This is a genomic window from Pseudomonas sp. LjRoot277 (genome assembly GCF_964253845.1).
Classification (GTDB): Bacteria; Pseudomonadota; Gammaproteobacteria; order Pseudomonadales; family Pseudomonadaceae; genus Aquipseudomonas.
This window is the reverse complement of sequence record NZ_CAXURI020000001.1, coordinates 5,466,498-5,483,929: the sequence shown is the minus strand read 5'-3', so window position 1 is coordinate 5,483,929 and position 17,432 is coordinate 5,466,498. Positions and strand designations below refer to the sequence as shown.

Below are 17,432 nucleotides of genomic sequence, written 5' to 3'. Positions count from 1 at the left end.
CGAGTTCCTTCATGAGAATACGGTCGAATGTGGGAACGGGCTTGCTCGCGAAGAGGGCGGTACATCCGACAAAAACCTCAGTTAGACGGTCAACCGCAGCCGCGCCAAATCCCGCAATGGTGGTGCCCCGAACAACCGGCTGTACTCCCGGCTGAATTGCGAAGGGCTTTCATACCCGACCCGATACCCCGCCGCCGAAGCCTCCAACCCTTCCGCCAGCATCAACCGTCGCGCTTCTTGCAGGCGCAGTTGTTTCTGATACTGCAACGGACTCATCGCCGTCATCGCCTTGAACCGGTGATGCAACGTCGACACGCTCAGGTTCACTTCCTTCGCCAGATCATCGATGCGCAACGGCTGTTCATAGTTGCCGTTGAGCCATTTGATCGCCTGGCTGATGCGATGGCTCTGGCTGTTGGCGATTGCGATTTCGTACAGCCGATGACCCTGCTGGCTACGCAATAGTCGATACAGGATTTCCCGGCGAATCAGCGGTGCGAGCATGGCGATGTCTTTCGGTGCATCCAGCAAACGTGCCAGACGCAACACCGCGTCGAGCATCGCGGTGTCGATCCGTTCGACATACAAGCCGCGTCCCGTCGGCCGGGTGGGCACACCGAGAGGGCCGGCATCGGCAATCAGCGCAGTGATTTCCGCCGGGTCGATATCCAGCCGCACCGCGAGGATCGGTTCTTCAGACGTGACATTCACCACACGCCCGCTCAGTGGCATCGAGACCGACACCACCAGGTAATTCAGCGGATCGTAATTGAAGTATTCATCGGCCAGCCTGACCTCTTTGCGGCCCTGCGCCATGATGCACAGCGCGGGTTGCGCCAGTACCGGGGCAAACTCATGGGACTTGCTATGGCGAGACATGAAGAGCGAGCCGACGGCAGTCGCATAAGTGCCATCCTCCGCCGTGTTATGGCGAATGATAGCGGCCAGTTCCGCGCGCTGTTTCTCCATGTCGGCGTCCAGCGGGGCTTCAAAGTGATCGAGCGACGACATGCACGGCATCCTCTGCAAGGCGTTGGTAATGAGCTGAGCTTAAGTTTGTGCAAGCAACAGCGGTAGACACATCCTGCCAAAAGCTTGCCTGATTCTGCATGGCGTGGATTAACGGTGCCTCTATGACAGGGCAACCCAAGGAAAACTTGCTTGAAAGCGCTGTTTCATTGGCACGAAAGCTTTTACAGGTTGATACGGGTTTTTCGAGAAACCGCGCAGGATTGTGCAATAAGCCGGCAGGAATCGACTAACCGCGCTTCTACCTGCGCGCTTAATCTTGGATCCTGTCGCAGCCCGTCCCACGGCTGCCACTCGAGTACCTGGGAGGGTTGAACATGTCTACGCAGATCCCCGTCAGTCATATGGCCTTTGTCCGAGCTCGCGCCGGGCGTTCGGCGGAGCTCGGCGCGCGCCTGAGCGCCTTGATCGAGCCGTCCCGCAGCGCACCGGGTTGCCTGAATTTTGCCCTGCAACATTCACAGTGCGATCCGGAGTTGTGGCTGGTGTCCGGTTTCTGGACGAACCAGCAGGCCATGACCGCTTACTTCAGCACCCCGGCGATGCAGATTTTTGCCGAGTTGGTGCAAGACCTGGTGGTCAACAGCCTGGATTTTCATACCTTCAAGGACGTGTCGGCTGCCCAGGCGCTGGGGCAGTCCCAGTCGTGGGTACACAAAATGGCGGGTTGAGGGTTTAATGGCTCAATTCTCCATTCAGCCAGGATCCGCGACATGGCACGCAAAGCCTTTGAAACCTTCGAAGCCGTATCTGCCGTAGTACCCCGTGAAGGCGGTTATCACGCCGCAATCGCCACCAAAGCCATCGGTGGTTCGGGTGCGCCGCGCTTTCACAAGCTGCTCGAAGAACAGACCTTCAAAACTGCCCATGAGGCCGATGAGGCCGCAGCCAAGGAACTGACCCGTCTCAGGGACGTCAGCGAAGACGGCGACCTGATCTGGTAATTACTTGACCGCCCCCGGGCGATACATCTTGAACAACGCCTCAGGCCCCAGCTGGAAATAATCCGCTGGCCCACCGCCGCGCAGAATCGGTTCTGCTGCGGCGGTGTCGTACACCCCATCCTTCAACAGCCACTTGGCGATATGCACGGCGACCACTTCGCCGAGAATCAGCCAGCTCGGCACCACGTTGCCATCGGCCCGCTGCAACTGAATGATCTGCGTGACCTTGCACTCGAAGGACACCGGACTTTCGGCGACGCGCGGCACCTGAATGATTTTCGACGCTGCCGGGGTTAGCCCGGACAGTTCGAACTCGTTGACCTCAGGCCTGACCATGGCAGAGCACTGGTTCATCTGCTCGGCCAGCGGACGGGTCGCCAGGTTCCAGGCAAATTCGCCGGTTCGCTCGATGTTATTCAGGCTGTCTTTGCGCCCGACACTGGAAAACCCAATGATCGGCGGAATGTAGTTGAACGCGTTGAAGAAACTGTAAGGCGCCAGGTTCAGGCGGCCATTGGCATCCTGAGAGGAAATCCAGCCAATGGGACGCGGGCCGACGATGGCGTTGAACGGGTCATGCGGCAGGCCGTGGCCGTTGGCGGGTTCGTAGTAATGGATGTCGTCAGCCATGGCATGGGGTTCCTGAATTCGGTTCGTAGCGAAGACGGCCATAGTGCAAGGGCTGACGAGTAATTTCCAGCGTGAGATCAGTTGGTACGGGTTGCTTCGGTGTGATCGGCGCCGTCGGAAGCGACCTCGGCTGAGTCAGTGCGATCGTTTCCAGCGGAGGCGACTGCAGCGCCACTTCCTAAGGTGAAAGCGGCAGAGCCGGTGCGATCGTAACCGTCAGCGGCGAAGGTATTGGCGGCCAGTACAGAGAGGGTCAGGGCGAGGATCAGTTGGGTTTTCATGGTGTGTACTCCAGGTTCGCTTGCACAATGCAATGAATCGGCGAGGAGAGTCCGTGGAGGGCGTTAACCGCTGATTAATTCGCTCTTTTGCTTATGTGACAAAATGTTCGTGGCGCACTGACTTGTCTTGATCGCACGCTTTCAGCGCCAATGAAAAAGGGGCAGACCTTTGCCAGGTCTGCCCCTTTTTTATGTCGCTGGCGGACTCAGTCCGTCTCGATCCGCGAATGTTTGCGGGTGTCTTTCATGGTCACGTAGACCAGCAACGACACGGCAATACACGCGGTGACATACCAGTAGTAACCGGTTTCCATGCCGATGCTCTTGAACCACAGTGCGATGTATTCAGCGGTGCCGCCGAAGATCGACACGGTCAGCGCGTACGGCAGGCCGACGCCCAGGGCGCGGATTTCGGTCGGGAACAGTTCGGCTTTGACCACCGCGTTGATCGAGGTGTAGCCGCTGACGATGATCAGCGCTGCCATGATCAGGAAGAACGCGCCCCACCAGGTCTGCACGGTGTGCAGGGTGGTCAGGATCGGCACGGTGAACAGCGTCCCGAGAATACCGAAGGCAATCAGGATCGGCCGACGACCGACTTTATCCGACAAGCCGCCGATGATCGGTTGCAGGCACATGAACAGGAACAGCGTGGCAGCGGAAATGGTGGTGGAGTCGGAGATGCTCATGCCGACAGTGTTCACCAGGTATTTCTGCATGTACGTGGTGTAGGTGTAGAACGCCAGGGTGCCGCCCATGGTCAGGCCGACCACGGTCATCAGTTCCTTCGGATGGCGCATCAAGGTGCGCATGGCGCTTTCCTTGGCCTTCTCTTTCTTGGTGAACGACTCGGTTTCTTCCATGCCACGACGCAGGTACAGCGCGACCACTGCACACAGCGCACCGATGGCGAACGGGATGCGCCAGCCCCAGGCGTACAGCTCTTCAGTGGTCAGGGTCTGTTGCAGCACGATCAACACGGCCAGGGCGATGAGCTGACCGGAGATCAGGGTCACGTACTGGAAGCTGGAGTAGAAACCGCGACGATCCTTGGTCGCCATCTCGCTGAGGTACGTTGCCGAGGTGCCGTACTCGCCACCGACCGACAGGCCTTGCAGCAAACGGGCGAAAATCAGCAGGATCGGTGCGCCGATGCCGATGGTTTCATAACCCGGGCTCAGGGCGATCAGCAGCGAGCCGAAACACATCAGGTACACCGAAGCCATCAGTGCTTTCTTGCGACCGGCCTTGTCGGCGTAGAGGCCCATCAACCAGCCACCGATCGGGCGCATCAGGAAGCCCACGGCGAAGATCGCGGCGGTGTTCAGCAGTTGTGCGGTGGTGTCGCCTTTGGGGAAAAAGGCCTTGGCGAAGTACAGGGAGAAGGCGGCGTAGACGTACCAGTCGTACCACTCGACCATGTTGCCGACAGAGCCGCTGAAGATCGATTTGATGCGACTGGCAGTGGTTCTTTCTTTGGCAGGCGTAGCTGCCGACCCAAGAGGCAGGGTTTGTGAGTTATCCATGACGGATCCTTCATTTAATTGTTTTTGTGGAGCGCGTTGAAACGCAGCCTGCTTGGGCTATAGCAGGAGCTGTGCCAACGGGAGGAGGGCCGGTTTAGAGGGGTTTTTAAGATTTCGTGAGCGGAAATCCGCTTATGCTGGATGGTGTGTGAGCGGAAAATTGCTTATAGGTCATGAAGTGCGTCGTCTGTGCCGGCCTCTTCGCGAGCAAGCCCACTCCCACATTTGAACTGTGTACACCGGACCATTGTGGGAGCGGGCTTGCTCGCGAAGAGGTCAGGTCAGGCAACGCAAAACTCAGCTGTCTTGCAGGAACATCTCGCGGGTCAGGCCATGACGCTGCATCTTTTCATTGAAGGTCCGGCGCGGCAGTTGCAGTTCTTCAAGCACCGCTTTCACGTCGCCCTTATGCCGGGTCAACGCCGCGCGCAGACAATGCGCTTCAAACGCTTCCTGCTGCGCCGCCAGCGATTGCCCAGGATCAATGCCCGCAGGTTCCGGCTCGCCCAGCCCCAACACTTGCCGCTCGGCGACGTTTGCCAATTCGCGCACATTGCCCGGCCAGTCGTGGCTCAGCAGGTGGCTCAACTGCGGGCCGCTCAGCGGTGGAAACGTACGCCCCAAACGCTCGGCGGCATTTTGCGCAAACGACTCGAACAACAGCGGAATGTCTTCACGCCGCTCGCGCAACGGCGGCAACCGCAACTCGGCCACGTTCAACCGATAGGCCAGGTCTTCGCGAAAGCGTCCGGCCCGGGCTTCGTCGAGCAAGTCGGGTTTGGTCGCGGCGATGATCCGCAAATCCACGCGGATGCTCTGATTGGAGCCCAACCGCTCCAGCTTCTGCTCTTGCAACACCCGCAGCAATTTCACTTGTTGGGCCAGCGGCATGCTTTCGATTTCATCGAGAAACAGCGTGCCGCCGTCGGCGTATTCGAGCTTGCCGATGCGTTTGCCCGAAGCGCCGGTAAACGCGCCGCTCTCGTGACCGAACAGCTCGGCCTCGAACAACTGCTCGGGGATCGCCGCACAGTTCAATGCCACAAACGGCTTGTCGGCACGCGGACCAAAGTCGTGCAGGCAACGGGCAACCAATTCCTTGCCGCTGCCGGTTTCACCGCGAATCAACACATTGACCGGCAGCGTCGCCAGGTCCAGCACTTGCCGACGCAGCGTCTGCAAACCACGGGACACGCCCAGCAACGTCGCATCGAGTTTGGCGCGGTTGTCCGCCTGCTCGTGCAGGGCGCGGTTTTCCAGCACCAGCCGCCGCTTGTCCAGCGCCCGGCGCAGACTGCCGAGCAGGGTTTCGGGGCTGAAGGGTTTTTCAAGGAAGTCGTAGGCGCCATCGCGCATCGCTTCGACCGCCATCGGCACATCGCCGTGACCGGTCAGCAGAATCACCGGCAAGTCGGCGTCGCGCCGCTGAACCTCGGCCAGCAGTTCCAGGCCAGTCATGCCAGGCATGCGCACGTCGCTGAGGATCACCCCGGGGAAATGCTTCGGCAGCTGCGCCAGGCACTCATCGGCGCGGCTGAACAGCTGCACCTCGAACCCCGACAGGCTCAGCCATTGTTCAACGGCACTGCGAATGCTGCTTTCGTCGTCGACCACCATCACTGAATTCAGCATGAGCCAGGAGCCTCCAGGTCGATGGGCAAGGTCACGGTGAACACCGCGCCGTTGGCATGATTGTCGGCGCTCAGGCGTCCGCCCGATTCGTGAACAATGGCAAAGGATACGGCCAGCCCGAGGCCCAGGCCATCACCCACCGGTTTGGTGGTGAAGAACGGATCAAACACGTTGGCCAAATGCTCTTCGGCAATGCCGCCACCGTTATCGGCGACGGTCAGGCGCCAGAGTTGTTCATCGGCTTCGAGACGGATTTCCAGGCGTTTGCAGGGTTTGTCCTGCATGGCGTCCAGGGCATTGCGCAGCAAATTGATCAGCACCTGTTCCAGGCGAATCGCATCGCCACGCACCCAGGCCGGGCGCGTCAGGTGCAGCACCGTGCTGACCTGTTCATCGCGCAACCTTGTGTCGAGCAGCTGCAATGATTGGTCCACCACCGCCGCCAAATCCAGCCGTTCGCGCAGGCCGCTGGGGCTTTTGCGGGCGAAGGTTTTCAGGTGACCGGTGAGGGCGGCCATGCGCGTCAGCATGTCGTCCACCGGTTTGAGCGCCTTGTAAGCGTCGTCGACCCGACCGTGATCGAGCAGCAGCCTCAGAGTAGCAAGCTGCATGCGCTGGGCGGTCAGCGGCTGATTGATTTCATGGGCCAGCGCGGCAGACATCTGGCCGAGGGCGGCGAGTTTGGCCGATTGCACCAGACCGTCCTGAGCGGTGCGCAGGTCGCGAGTGCGCTCTTCCACCAGTTGTTCGAGCTCTTCACGACTGCGCTGGCGCAGTTTGGCAAGACGCCAGCGCTGATTGAGGAACAGCAACAGAAACACCACGGCCAGCCACAACCCGGCGGCGGCGAGCCCGGCGTTACGGCTGTCTTCGAACGCGAGTTGCGGGCGGCGCAGCAGGTGCAGCGTCCAGCCTTCAGTGCTCAGAGGCAGCGATTCCCACAGGTAATTCGCCGTCCCGTCAGGACCCACGACCCGCGTCAGATCACTGTTGTCGTCGAAGCGCCGCACCGATTGATACTCGAGCGGTGTCAGCGGTTGTTTGTCGTATTGGCGGGTGACCTTGAGTTCGGCGTGATCGCTGTCACTCAGCGGTTTCAACAGGCGATAGCGCCAGCCCGGCTGGTTGGCGATGAAGATAATCCCGCGTGCATCGCTGACCAGCAGCGTGTCGCTGCCCTGACGCCATTCGCGCTCCAGTTCCGGAAATTCGAGTTTCACCACCATCGCGCCGAGGAACTGGCCGTCGTCACCGGTGACTGCGCTGGACAGGAAGTAACCGGGAATGCCGCTGGTTACGCCCACCGCGTAAAAGCGCCCGGTGCCTTGGGTGCGCGTCTGGCTGAAATAGGGGCGAAAACCGTAGTTGTGACCGACGTAACTGCTGGGCAGGCGCCAGTTACTGGCGGCCACCGCCAGGCCGGTGTGATCCAGTAATTCGAGGGTCGAGGATTGCGCCGCGCCGTTGATCTTTTCCAGTTTGCGGTTCAGTGCGTCCTGTTGTTCAGCGGATACCGAGCCGTCGAGGGCGCCGCGCAACTCCGGGTCTAGCGCCAATACGGCGGGCAGAGCGCGGTAGCGATCGATCAGGGTATGCAGGGAATTGGCGTACAGCGCCAGTTGCTGATTGGCGCGGGCGGCGTCTTCGACTAGCGCCTGGCGTTCGGCGTGACGCATGGCGAAACCCGCAGCCAGTGCGGCGCCGGCGGCAATCAGCAGGGTATAAAGCATCAAACGCAAGGAACGTGAAGTCGCAAGCATGGAAGTATCAGGCGAAAGACAGGGCGAGCACGATAGCACGCAAAGCGTGACGTGTTGCCGCCCGATCAGGCCGCCCTGAGCATGGTTTGTGTCCGCCTCAATTGTGCAATGGTTGCGTCTGTAGCGCTCCTCACGCTTGCGCGTGTGTCGCCGGGAGACTTCCCGAAAATTTTACTGAGCGGACTATAGGTATGAATTGAACTGCGTCCGGCTTGGTCAAACAGGCTTTCAAGTTCACTTACCCCAGCGTTCAATACCTCGATCATCCCGCTGATGTTTGCGTCCGCTCTGCCTATTTTCTCCTGAGTGAGCTCAGCACCTGCTCCTGCGATTTCATCCAGTATCTCAAATATGCCTGTCACGGTACTGAGCGCAGCGCTGATTTCACTGGCAAAGGGGGTGCCGGAAGCCTTCATACCGATGCCAGCGCCAACGTTCACTGCTTCCTTACCTCCCTTTAGCCACCCCTTTTTGTTCAGTTCAATGATGCCGCGGCCTATTCCCCTGAATTTGTTAATAGCGTATGAGCCATAATTCATGGTCTTGTATTCGCCTTTGGTCACTATTCGGTTTGGGTCCAGTTTGCTTGCCTTGAATTTAACCGAGGCGCCGAGGCTCGAGCGTTCTGAAGCAAAATCTACCCCCAGGCTCACCGCTTTTTTTGCCACGAACCCAAGAAAGATGCCAACGGCGACACCGACAGGTCCTGTGACGCTTCCCAGTGCTGCTGCTGCGGTGCCGATGCCGATGCCCGCTGCGTAACTGATGGATTGTCCTCCGATGTGCGCCACCGTCCTTATCGCTGCGGATTGTCCATGTGCCGTCGCTGACTGGTGGTTGAGAATTTGTGTCTCAGCTTCCTGGGCTCTTCGGGTGGTGAGCTCCAGGATTTTCGTATGTCGTACGATAGCCCCCGATAAGCTCATATTGGCTCTGTATTGAATTTGATCCGCTGCACTCTGACTTTTTCTTGTGGTTTGCTGCTCGTTCGTTTCAAAGAACCCGTCCATGAAGTTGTCAAAAGCCTGTCCATCGGTGTCTGTAAAAACGATCGGATTGTTACCCGCCATCGCGTACAGATTCAGCCCATCCACATCCCCCGCCGGGTCGGCACTCACCCAACGCTGCAACCACGGCGCGTAATAGCGCGCACCGTAGTAATACAACCCGCTGTCATCCATTTCCTTGCCTGAATAGCGGATGGTTTTGTAGTCGACGTCCACCTCGCTTCCCCGCGCGAACGAGGCGGTGGCGCCGAATGGGTAATAACCTTCCTGGCTGATCACCTGCGCCTGTTGATCGAGCTCCAGCGCGCAGGAACCCAAGTGGTCATCGAGGCTGTAGCGCAATTGATCGGCGGCGATGTTGGCAGGCTTGCCGCTGACCCAGTGCAGGCAACGCACGCTGCCGTGCCCGCCGGACAGGGTGATCATGTGCAGTTCTTCGCCGCTGTCACGGATGCGGGTTTCCAGCCCCGGCAGGTAGATGACTTCCTGGAAATGAGTGAGCGAGGGCGTATGGGTTTCATGGCGTTTGTACACGCGCACGCCCTGACTGTAGCGGTAGAACTCCTGGTCATCAGGGGCGTTGGCGCGTTTGATCAGCGTGACCGATGCCAGTTGGTCCAGGCTGTTCCACTGCAAGGTTTTGCCCGGCTGCAAGTCCTGGAGATTGCCGTGGCGGTCGAACAATTCGGGAAAATCGGGTACAGGATCTCCCTCTTTCCAGCGCACACCGCGATTGCTGGTGGGGTCGATGAACATCTCGCGGGTATGTGAGGCACCCGCCCGCACATGACGCAGTTTGATCAGGTTGCCGCCGTGATCGTAATCATAGTGTTGCGTGTAGTTGAGCCGATTGTTCGGATCGCCGGGCAGGGGCCGGCCCGGAATGTCCGACGGCGGGGCATCGTCGTAACCGGTGGCGCGGGTCAGCCGGTACAGCGAGTCATAGGTGAAATCGCGGTGACCGTCGATGAGCTGGTTGGCGAAGTAAATCGGTTTGAACGCGTGGTCTTCGATGCGCGTGATGTTGCCAACGCGATCGTAGAAGTACTCGAAGTTTTGCAGCGCCGGTTCGGCGTTTTTTTGCGCGCGTTGCGTGGACAGGCGGCCATCGGCCGGGTCGTAGGTCCAGGTGCTCAGCACGTCATTGCCGGCGCGTTGTTCGATGATCTGAGTGGCGGCGTTGTACTGCGCGTCTTTGAGAACCGGCTGCCAGTTCGGGCTGCCTTTTAGTCGCAGTTCAACCTGTTTGAGCTGCCCGGCAATGTCGTAACGCGATTGTTGCTGGTGGTCACCGGCATCGGTCTGGCTCAGCACCGTGCCGAGGGGGCCATAAATCCGGCTGCTGCGGTAGGGCTTGCTCTTGAGCAGGGTTCGGGTTTCGCGCAACGGTTGTCCGAGCAGGCTGTAGCTGTCGAGACTCAAGGTGCCGGAGCGGTCGAGCTGCTCGGTCAACTGACCGCGCAGGTTGAAACCAGGGTCGGCGGAGGCATCGGCATAGGTAAAGGTTTCGACGTTCGGCAGGCCGTTTTCCTCGATGCTGAGCGGGCGCAACAGAGCGTCGTAGGTGGTGCGCCAATGACTGCCGCGTTGGTCCCAGTGCTGCAGCGCCTCCCCGGCCAGTCCGGCCAGGCTCAAGCGCCAGCCAGCGTCGACGGAATCTACCTTCAACGGCTCGCCGGATAAGCGGTGTACGGTGATCAGGTTGGGGACGACACCGAACAGTCGCGGGTCCGATTGTTCGAGCAGTCGCCCGGCGGCGTCGTAGTGCTGACGGGTGATCAGGGTTTCCACTGGACCGCCAGCGACCTTGCGCAAGTATTCGATCTGGCAAACCGGCAACCCCCGGCTATCAATGGCCGTCACATTCGGGGTGCGCCAATGAACCGAGGTCGTCACGGCTTGCCTGCCTTCAGCCCACTTTCAGGCGGCGCAACGTAGGTGTCATTAAAGTCCAGGCTGGTGGTGTACCAGGGATGGATGATCTCGAGCGCGACATCTCCTTTGGCGTTGATGACTTTGTTCCGGCGACCCAACACGTCGTAATAGTTCTGATCGTGATGGCCGAACTCATGAAAGGAATGGTCCTTGATATAGCAGTGCTCATTGGCGCAGTAAGGGCGATACGCCCGAACGGGCAATCCCTTGTTGTTGTATTCCACACGTTCGCTGACGCGCCAGCGCGGATCGGCGTGCGCAATTTTTGGCTCGCCGTTTTCAATCACCAGCTCACCGTTTTCCACCACAAAAGCCGGACCGGGCTCGACCAATTGTTTGATCTGCAGTGGCCGGCCGAAACCATCCACGAAGGCTTTGACGATCTGGATTTGCTGCAGCTCATCGTCCCAATAGCGGTCAGCGGTGAGGACGACACTGTGCACCGGCTCGCGGGGAGTCGAGTGGATCAGGTCGAGCAGCGCTTGTTCAGGCCCGGTCAGGGACTTGAGCCGGGACAGGCGAAGGCGGGCGCTGGCGCGAATATGCAGGGTGGGTAGCACGTAACCTTGCGCAATCCAGGTGGTCAGCCAGTCAGGTGTCTGCCTGACGGAATGGGGGAGTTCGCCCATCCAGCTGAACAGGTCCTTGCGCAATACGCTGGCCGCCTTTTGCAGGGCGCCTTTCGGATCTTCGATGGCCGGGTCCGGACGATGGTCTATAGGACGTTCGTGTTCGTCGAGGGGGCGAAAACCCATTTTTTCGCGGTCTTCAGTTCCATAAAAACTGATGGCAAGGGGTTGCCCGGACGGCTCGTAAAGGGCTTCCTCGACATTGTCATTGGCATCGATGCTGCGCATGAGTTGCAGCGCGTGATAGTCATATTCGAAACGGGCTTCGCACTTGTCCGGCTGCGTGATGCTTTTCGGCAGCAGACAGTAGTCGTCGTAGCAGGCTGTCGTGGTGCCGTGACTGGACGTTTCGTTGTACTCCATCACTTTGTAAAAACTGTCGAGCTTGCCGTACTTGGCAAAACCATACCGGGACGACCATAGATTTCTCTCCTTGTCCTCTTCCTCGTCTGCCACCTTGTCTACCCCCAGCACCAGAGGCATGGCCGAATAGCCGATCTTTTCCAGTTCGTCCCGAATAACGATTGACGGCACTGTGTCGTAGGCGTCCAGCGCGGTCTTGTCCAGTTGTGCAATTTCCAGCGGTGCCCGCAGTGCCTCGAACTCGGCCTTGCCATCGGCAAGGGGTGTCTGATTGTCGGTCTTGAGGTAGCGATGTACCGACTGCGTGGTCAGCAACCTCTGTGCGGCCCATTCGGGCGTGGCGTACAGCTCGATAAACCGTTCATGGGAGATATCTGCCGGGGTAAGTCCTGCAGGTGCCGGCCCCTTGGGCAAGACCATTGCGTTGCCCCGTTGCAGATAGGGCAGACCCAGTCGCCAGCTTTGCAGGTCCTCCTTCAAATGAATGAACTCGGCGCGGGATTCGCTCAGGTAATAAGACTGTTGCGCCGGGTCGTGGGCATCCGACCACCATGTTCTTTCGTCGGGATCTTCGAAGGGGTTTTCTATCTTGGTGTTGGTCCTTCGCCGTGCATAGCAGACGGCGAAGGAATGGATGGGCAGACCGAACTCGTCATGGCCCAAGATGGTTTCATGCCGGCACCGAGGATCATTCACAAAGCGTTCGTACTGATAGCTGATCTTCTCCAGTGGCAAGGGCAGCATGATCGGGTAAGCGTCATGGTCTCCCTTTTTGCGCAGTTCGCGGACCTTGTAACGACTTTCCTCCACCGCGAACGGCACCGCCGTGGACGGGTCATCGTCGCCAGCGTAGGTCTCCACGCGCAACACTGAACCAGCGAGGGCGCGGGCGATTTCGTGAACGGTGGTGTCATCGGGTGGCGGGATCGGGTCATCAAAATCGTCGTTGCGGTGATACTGGCAGAACAGCGTGGGTTTCAAATCACACGCTTCGGAGTCACGGTTGAAATAGCCATCGCGTGGCAGGTCGATTTGCCGTCCGGTGTGAAACCAGGTGCAGACCAGCGCCGGGGCGGTAAAACCGATGTCATCTTCAATTGCAGCGGTTTCGCTGTCGGTCTGGCGCAGCAGCCCGAAACCGCGAAACTCCCGGTTCCGGCCATCGTAGTAACCCTGAAAATAATGGAAGCTCTGACTGAGGCAGTTGCCGGTGATTTCATCGAGCTGGCTTTGTTGCTTGACCACAGGCACCGGGAACGGCAGGTAGCATACCGGGTCGGTTGCCGGTTTTTCATCCAGCCATTCCTGCGCCGAACTGCGATAAACCACCTCGGTACTGCAACCCATGTTGTTGTTACTGGCGACCAGCATGTAAGGCTTGGCACCGACGAAATCGTAGCGCCAGTGCCGCGGCTTCATGTGCGGCACGGTCAGGATCAGGCTCGCGCACCCCAGGCCTTGCAGGTCGGCGAGGGTGACCTGGCACAAGTTGTCGTAACGAATGCCATTGGGCCAGGGGACCGTGACGGGGATCTGCTCCAGACCATTGCCACCGTGATTGAAATAGATCTCGAAACCGTCCGACTTCAGATAAATCAGTGCCGGTGCACCGGAGCCGTCGAGGTCGGCAATCCGCACCCGCGCCGCGTCGAATGTCGCGTAATCGAAGGGCAGGGCACTCATGACAAAACCCTTGCCGAACCGACCGTGACCGAGGTTCGGCCAGCATTTGATTTCGTCGTGCCGGATGCGGCACAGCTCGGTCATGTCGCTGCCCAGCAAGTTACCCAGCATCACCAGTTCGCTGCGTGAATGGCTGAACAGCGGCAGGCGATCGGTGTCTGGTGTGTGCTCGACGTCCTGGCCCTGGGCAAAACCGTCCTCACGCCGATTGGCGTACAGGCGCACGCTGCGCGGGCCGATCAGCGCCATCGAGCTGAGCCCGTCGCCCATCAAGTCGCCAGACTGTGAAAGCGTGTGGAAGAACTCCACCGGGAATGCCGAAAAGGGAATGAACCCTGACCAGCTGCGATCGGGGTTGAGGGTGTGGAAACCGCTCATGCCGGGTGAGGCGAGGATCCAGTCGAGCCGGCCGTCGCCGGTCAGATCGGTCAGCGCCTGATAGGTCGCTTGATTGCGATCTGCCACGGGAATTCGGGACAGTTCTGTCCATGGGCCATAGTGGATGTCATCCGCCCCCGTCAGCGCACGCAAGGGTTCGCGGTAATACCAGCTCTTGTCGTAACGACAGATAAATCCGGGCACGCCTTCACCGAACAAATCAACGCACTGATGGTGCACGCCGTCCTCGATGCCGGGCATGTTTTCGAACGGAAAGAACGGGCTCGACTGCTTATTGAGTTCGAAGCCCGAATAGTCGAATTCCACCGGCGGCATGTTTTCCACGGTGCCACTGGCGTCGTACGCCTGATAGTGCGCTGCTGCCAGTTGGGTGTACCCCAGAGGAGTCGTTTGGTATTGCAGCAGTAATCGTCGAATCAGCACCGGATTCGGGCCCAACTGCTCGGGGAAATGGTGAAACATCAGAACTTGATGGCACAGGCGTCGGGTACCCAGTTCGAATCCGTAGGTGTAGCTGTGAAAGGGATCCTTGCGCAGCTGCCACTCACCATAATCCTCGGGGGGCGCATCGAACGGCGGGCCGTAGAGCGGCTTCTTTTCCAGATCCAGGGTCCGCTCGCCATAGTCGAACACCAGGTGGAAATGCCAGTTCAGAGTTGCCGGGTTTTCCACCGTCCAGGCGTACAGGTCTTTGCTGGCCAGGGCATTGCCGTAATACACCCGGTGCAGAAAACTCTGGGCACGATAGTCGTGCGAGTCATCCGGGGAGTGAGTCTGATCTTCGGGCTTGTAGTCGAAACAGATGTGTTCGCCATGGGGGGTCATGCTTTCGAGCAGCAACCACACACCGATACGCTGCGGCGCGTCAGGGATGGCCGGGTCGACAGGCTCTGCACGGCGCGAAGCGTCGGTCTTGCCGTAGACATGAAGACTGCCATCGGCCCCGTGCACCAGCCAGAAGGGCAGCTTTTCTTCCGGTTGCCAGAGCTCGATCCGGTCGAACGAACTCTCGACCCGCGGCCGGTAGCACACCACGCGGTGCTCGCCAATATCATCGAGTTTGCCGTATTGGGTCTCGATTCTGGACTTTAACTTGCCCTCGTCATCCAGCTCGGGCATCAACTCCTCGCCACCTGGACCGACCATGATGTCGGTGGCGAGGTAATCAGGCACGCCTTTACTGGTCCGGCGGGTGATAGCACCGACGCCCAAACGCCAGCCAATACCGAACGGACCGTTACCGCCCTGGCTGTCATAGCTCAGCGCCATGGCGGGGTCGAAACCGCGTCCTCCTGAAAGGGGCAACGGTAACTCGAATGAAGCACTGCCCGTCACGCCGACCGATCCCCAGCTTTTGCCAATCGTGGCAATGGAAGCGCTCTTGGCGATGGAGGGCTCAGTGATGCTCAGGGAGGCTTGTTCTTCCATGGGGCTGATCCTGTGTCGGCTTGGCGCTCTCCCGTAGCAACGGAGTCGCGTGATAGAGCGACGCTAACAAAATCAGGGGAAGGTGTGACCTGTCAGATCTGACAGGTGAGGCGGGTTTTTTTAGATCTAATACTGTGAAAAACGCTGCGCTTTATTGCGAATAGTAAAAGTGGCACGCAAAAAAACGGCCGGATCATCTATAAGACGACCCGGCCGTAATGGCAGGCTGAAGCGCTTACTGCACTTCCACCGCCAGGCTTTCACTGATCTTTTTCTGCCAGATGGCAGGACCGGTGATGTGTACCGACTCACCCTTGCTGTCGACCGCAACAGTTACTGGCATGTCTTTGACGTCGAACTCGTAGATCGCTTCCATGCCCAGTTCGGCGAAAGCCACCACGCGGGATTTCTTGATGGCTTGTGCCACCAGGTAAGCCGCGCCGCCGACTGCCATCAGGTAAACGGCTTTGTGGTCCTTGATCGCTTCGATTGCGGTCGGGCCGCGCTCGGATTTGCCGATCATGCCCAGCAAGCCGGTCTGCTCAAGGATCTGACGGGTGAACTTGTCCATCCGCGTCGCGGTAGTCGGACCGGCAGGGCCCACTACTTCTTCGCGCACAGGATCAACCGGGCCGACGTAGTAGATGAAGCGACCCTTGAGGTCTACCGGCAAGGTTTCGCCCTTGTTGAGCATCTCGACCATGCGCTTGTGCGCAGCGTCGCGACCGGTGAGCATTTTGCCGTTGAGCAGGACGGTTTCGCCCGGCTTCCAGCTCTGCACGTCTTCCGGAGTCAGGGTGTCGAGGTTGACGCGACGGGCCGATGGGCCAGCTTCCCAGACGATTTCCGGGTAGGCGTCCAGCGGTGGCGCTTCCAGCGAGGCCGGGCCGGAACCGTCGAGCACGAAGTGCGCGTGACGGGTGGCGGCGCAGTTCGGGATCATGCACACCGGCAACGAAGCGGCGTGGGTCGGGTAATCCATGATCTTCACGTCGAGCACGGTGGTCAGGCCACCCAGGCCCTGGGCGCCGATGCCCAGTTGGTTGACCTTCTCGAACAGCTCCAGACGCATCTCTTCGATACGGTTCTGTGGGCCACGTGCTTTCAGCTCGTGAATGTCGATGGATTCCATCAACACTTCCTTGGCCATCACGGCGGCTTTCTCGGCGGTGCCGCCGATGCCAATGCCGAGCATGCCCGGTGGGCACCAGCCGGCGCCCATTTCCGGAACAGTTTTCAACACCCAGTCGACGATCGAGTCGGACGGGTTGAGCATGGCCATTTTCGACTTGTTCTCGGAACCGCCGCCCTTGGCCGCCACGTCCACTTCCACGGTGTTACCCGGAACGATGGAGTAGTGGATAACGGCCGGGGTGTTGTCCTTGGTGTTTTTACGAGCGCCCGCCGGGTCGGCGAGGATCGAGGCACGCAGGACGTTTTCCGGCAGGTTGTAAGCCCGGCGCACGCCTTCGTTGATCATGTCGTCCAGGCCCATGGTGGCGCCATCCCAACGTACGTCCATGCCCACGCGAACGAAGACGGTAACGATGCCGGTGTCCTGGCAGATCGGGCGGTGGCCGGTGGCGCACATCCGCGAGTTGATCAGGATTTGCGCCATGGAGTCACGGGCCGCTGGCGATTCTTCGCGCAGGTAGGCTTCGTGCATCGCCTGGATGAAGTCAACGGGGTGGTAATAGGAAATGAACTGCAGGGCGTCGGCAACGCTCTGAATCAGGTCGTCTTGCTTGATCACGGTCATGAGTCGCGCTCCTCTAAAAGACGGGAACATTCAATAAGGTGCTTGCAGCTTGGGTGCATCGGTCGGTTGCAAGCACCTTTACAAGGCACGCCGGGGCTGCTGGCGCGACGCTAAAAAGGCGCGGCAGTATAACGCGCCTCGGTTCCGGGCACACCCGCCGGTAGTCAATCGTTGGTCGCATAGGATTGGGGGGGGTAGGGAGATCCACCCCCTCACCCCAACCCTCTCCCCACGGGGGAGAGGGGGAAAGGGAGCAGATCGTGGGCTTTCAGATCCTGAGATCGACTCGGTAATTCAGGTCGATGTAGAGCTTTTAATCACCTCGGTCAGTCCCCTCGCCCCTTGGGGAGAGGGCTAGGGTGAGGGGAAATGGTTTACACGCGCAGTCATGACATTGGCGCCAGTTTTCCGCCCTTAAAATTGAATG

At 59.4% G+C, this 17,432-nt stretch carries 10 protein-coding genes and 1 pseudogene; 2 read left to right on the top strand and 9 right to left on the bottom strand.

What is annotated here, in order from left to right; genetic code table 11:
• Positions 1-81 precede the first annotated feature (81 nt).
• A complete protein-coding gene (locus tag ACSQ87_RS25655; protein ID WP_149628398.1) occupies positions 82-1,011 on the bottom strand; it encodes an AraC family transcriptional regulator in 930 nt (309 codons plus the stop codon).
• A gap of 335 nt (positions 1,012-1,346) precedes the next feature.
• On the opposite strand from ACSQ87_RS25655, the gene ACSQ87_RS25650 reads away from it, so the two are divergent.
• The gene (locus ACSQ87_RS25650) at positions 1,347-1,700 is read left to right on the top strand and encodes a putative quinol monooxygenase (RefSeq protein WP_134417483.1); all 354 of its coding nucleotides are present in this window, start codon (positions 1,347-1,349) and stop codon (positions 1,698-1,700) included.
• 42 nt (positions 1,701-1,742) lie between these two features.
• On the top strand, positions 1,743-1,973 hold the full coding sequence (locus ACSQ87_RS25645) for a hypothetical protein (protein WP_008156042.1): 231 nt from the start codon (positions 1,743-1,745) through the stop codon (positions 1,971-1,973).
• Here ACSQ87_RS25645 and ACSQ87_RS25640 read toward each other — a convergent pair whose 3' ends face one another.
• The 8 genes and pseudogenes from ACSQ87_RS25640 to ACSQ87_RS25605 form a co-directional block, all read right to left on the bottom strand.
• Positions 1,974-2,603: a flavin reductase family protein gene (locus tag ACSQ87_RS25640; RefSeq protein WP_223430278.1), complete on the bottom strand. Its 630-nt coding sequence runs from the start codon at positions 2,601-2,603 to the stop codon at positions 1,974-1,976.
• Positions 2,604-2,695: 92 nt separating this feature from the next.
• Positions 2,696-2,884, bottom strand: a pseudogene (locus ACSQ87_RS25635) (hypothetical protein); the annotation flags it as partial.
• A gap of 206 nt (positions 2,885-3,090) precedes the next feature.
• Positions 3,091-4,410 (bottom strand): MFS transporter, encoded by a 1,320-nt coding sequence (locus ACSQ87_RS25630; protein ID WP_095133165.1) that lies wholly within the window; start codon positions 4,408-4,410, stop codon positions 3,091-3,093.
• A 297-nt stretch (positions 4,411-4,707) separates the two neighbouring features.
• Positions 4,708-6,042: a sigma-54-dependent transcriptional regulator gene (locus tag ACSQ87_RS25625; protein WP_223430280.1), complete on the bottom strand. Its 1,335-nt coding sequence runs from the start codon at positions 6,040-6,042 to the stop codon at positions 4,708-4,710.
• The gene (locus tag ACSQ87_RS25620) at positions 6,036-7,802 is read right to left on the bottom strand and encodes a sensor histidine kinase (RefSeq protein ID WP_436274647.1); all 1,767 of its coding nucleotides are present in this window, start codon (positions 7,800-7,802) and stop codon (positions 6,036-6,038) included. Before ACSQ87_RS25620 ends, ACSQ87_RS25625 begins: the two co-directional genes overlap by 7 nt.
• Before the next feature lie 65 nt (positions 7,803-7,867).
• On the bottom strand, positions 7,868-10,705 hold the full coding sequence (locus ACSQ87_RS25615) for an RHS repeat-associated core domain-containing protein (protein WP_436274646.1): 2,838 nt from the start codon (positions 10,703-10,705) through the stop codon (positions 7,868-7,870).
• The gene (locus ACSQ87_RS25610) at positions 10,702-15,246 is read right to left on the bottom strand and encodes a SpvB/TcaC N-terminal domain-containing protein (protein ID WP_436274645.1); all 4,545 of its coding nucleotides are present in this window, start codon (positions 15,244-15,246) and stop codon (positions 10,702-10,704) included. Before ACSQ87_RS25610 ends, ACSQ87_RS25615 begins: the two co-directional genes overlap by 4 nt.
• 235 nt (positions 15,247-15,481) lie before the next feature.
• The gene (locus tag ACSQ87_RS25605; RefSeq protein ID WP_129437918.1) at positions 15,482-17,005 is read right to left on the bottom strand and encodes a fumarate hydratase; all 1,524 of its coding nucleotides are present in this window, start codon (positions 17,003-17,005) and stop codon (positions 15,482-15,484) included.
• Positions 17,006-17,432: the final 427 nt, after the last annotated feature.

What these genes read in the sequence shown, in the direction of transcription:
- ACSQ87_RS25655 (WP_149628398.1), bottom strand. Translation starts at nt 1,011, where the DNA reads ATGTCGTCGCTCGATCACTTTGAAGCCCCGCTGGACGCCGACATGGAG.
- ACSQ87_RS25650 (WP_134417483.1), top strand. Translation starts at nt 1,347, where the DNA reads ATGTCTACGCAGATCCCCGTCAGTCATATGGCCTTTGTCCGAGCTCGC.
- ACSQ87_RS25645 (WP_008156042.1), top strand. Translation starts at nt 1,743, where the DNA reads ATGGCACGCAAAGCCTTTGAAACCTTCGAAGCCGTATCTGCCGTAGTA.
- ACSQ87_RS25640 (WP_223430278.1), bottom strand. Translation starts at nt 2,603, where the DNA reads ATGGCTGACGACATCCATTACTACGAACCCGCCAACGGCCACGGCCTG.
- ACSQ87_RS25630 (WP_095133165.1), bottom strand. Translation starts at nt 4,410, where the DNA reads ATGGATAACTCACAAACCCTGCCTCTTGGGTCGGCAGCTACGCCTGCC.
- ACSQ87_RS25625 (WP_223430280.1), bottom strand. Translation starts at nt 6,042, where the DNA reads ATGCTGAATTCAGTGATGGTGGTCGACGACGAAAGCAGCATTCGCAGT.
- ACSQ87_RS25620 (WP_436274647.1), bottom strand. Translation starts at nt 7,802, where the DNA reads ATGCTTGCGACTTCACGTTCCTTGCGTTTGATGCTTTATACCCTGCTG.
- ACSQ87_RS25610 (WP_436274645.1), bottom strand. Translation starts at nt 15,246, where the DNA reads ATGGAAGAACAAGCCTCCCTGAGCATCACTGAGCCCTCCATCGCCAAG.
- ACSQ87_RS25605 (WP_129437918.1), bottom strand. Translation starts at nt 17,005, where the DNA reads ATGACCGTGATCAAGCAAGACGACCTGATTCAGAGCGTTGCCGACGCC.